2 protein-coding genes are annotated in these 2,000 nt (G+C 68.5%); both read left to right on the top strand.

Annotated features, from left to right (window positions below; translation table 11 throughout):
• Positions 1–799: DUF4932 domain-containing protein (locus AACZ35_RS14010; protein ID WP_339830345.1), on the top strand; the 799-nt coding region annotated here is incomplete at its 5' end.
• Between the two features lie 71 nt (positions 800–870).
• A complete protein-coding gene (locus tag AACZ35_RS14015; RefSeq protein ID WP_339830348.1) occupies positions 871–1,980 on the top strand; it encodes an S-(hydroxymethyl)glutathione dehydrogenase/class III alcohol dehydrogenase in 1,110 nt (369 codons plus the stop codon).
• Positions 1,981–2,000 lie beyond the last annotated feature (20 nt).

Genomic DNA, 2,000 nt, shown 5'->3' on the forward strand with positions numbered 1-2,000 from the left:
GCACGAGGCCGGCCAGGCGCCGTCCTACCCGGCCGACCAGGCGGCGAGCCTGCTGGTGCACGAAGTGCACCATCCTTTCGTCAATCCCTGGGTGGCCGCCCATGCCGACCAGCTCGCCCCGGGCGCGTCCCGCCTGTATGCGCAGGTGGAAGCCGACATGAAGGCCGCCGCCTACGGGCAGTGGGACTACATGCTCAACGAAAGCCTGGTGCGTGCGCAGGTGCTGCGTTATTACCGCGCCCACGGCGCCATGGGCCCCTACTGGCGCAACCTGCGCGACGACCGTCGCCGCGGCTTTGCCTGGGTGGACGCGCTGGCCGACGCGATCGACGCCGCCGTGGGCGCGCAGGCTGGTTTCGACGAACGGGCCGAAGCGGCGGTGTTCGACTTCTTCGCCCGCTGGGGTGCCGACCCGGCGGCAATGATCGCCGCCGAAGATGCCCGCCAGGCCGCGCGCCAGCGGCTTCGCCGGGCTGAAGGCGTGCAACTGCTTTCGGCATCGCCGGCGCTCGAAGACGGCGTGGTGGCCCCGGGCGAGGGTGAGCTGCGGCTGGAGTTCGACCGGCCGATGGGCGGCTCAGTGGCCCTGTCCGGTGACGCCCCGGAAGTGATCGGCACGCCGCGCTGGGAGCAGGACGGCCGGGTGCTGGTCGTTCCCGTGCGCTTCGCAGCCGGCGGCCGGCACGTGCTGCAGCTCAACGACGAAATCGAGCCCGGCCAGGGTTTCCGCGGCAAGGACGGCCAGTGGCTGGTGCCGCGCGAATGGCGTTTCAGGGTCCGGGCCCACGACGGGGAATAAGCCGGCAGGCGTGAACGAATCCTTGGCGCGGGCTGCGCTACCCTGTGTGCATTCATCAGGGAGCCCGCCGCATGAAAGTCAAAGCCGCCGTTGCACACAAGGCCGGTGCACCGCTCAGCATCGAAACCGTCGACCTTGAAGGCCCGCGCGCCGGCGAGGTGCTGGTCGAACTCAAGGCCACCGGCGTCTGCCACACCGACGAGTTCACCCTGTCGGGCGCCGACCCGGAAGGCATGTTCCCGGCCATCCTGGGCCACGAGGGCGCGGGCATCGTGGTGGATGTCGGCCCGGGCGTCACGACGCTGAAGAAGGGCGACCACGTCATCCCGCTGTACACGCCCGAGTGCCGCACCTGCGAGTACTGCCTCAACCCCAAGACCAACCTGTGCCAGGCCATCCGTTCGACCCAGGGCCAGGGCCTGATGCCCGACGGCTCCAGCCGCTTCAGCCTGGACGGCAAGCCGGTGCTGCATTACATGGGCACGTCCACGTTTGCCCAGTACACGGTGGTGCCGGAGATCGCGCTGGCGAAGATCCGCGAGGACGCGCCCTTCGACAAGGTCTGCTACATCGGCTGCGGCGTCACCACCGGCATTGGCGCGGTCATCTTCACCGCCAAGGTGGAAGTGGGTTCGAAGGTCGTGGTGTTCGGGCTGGGCGGCATCGGCCTGAACGTGATCCAGGGCGCGCGACTGGCCGGCGCCGACATGATCGTGGGCGTCGACCTCAACCCGGGCCGCGAAGCCATGGCGCGCAAGTTCGGCATGACGCATTTCGTCAACCCCAAGGAAGTCGAAGGCGACCTGGTGCCCTACCTGGTGTCGCTGACCAAGGGCGGCGCCGATTACACCTTCGAATGCATCGGCAACACCCAGGTGATGCGACAGGCGCTGGAATGCGCGCACAAGGGCTGGGGCACCAGCGTGATCATCGGCGTGGCGCCGGCCGGGGCCGAGATCAGCACGCGGCCCTTCCAGCTGGTCACCGGCCGCAACTGGCGCGGCAGCGCCTTCGGCGGCGCCCGTGGCCGCACCGACGTGCCCAAGATCGTCGACTGGTACATGGACGGCAAGATCGACATCGATTCGCTGATCACCCACACCATGCCGCTGGAAAAGATCAACGATGCCTTCGACCTGATGCACCGCGGCGAATCGATCCGCAGCGTGGTGATCTACTGATGACGCTCGAACTGCTGTCC

Source organism: uncultured Arenimonas sp. (assembly GCF_963976025.1).
Classification (GTDB): Bacteria; Pseudomonadota; Gammaproteobacteria; order Xanthomonadales; family Xanthomonadaceae; genus Arenimonas.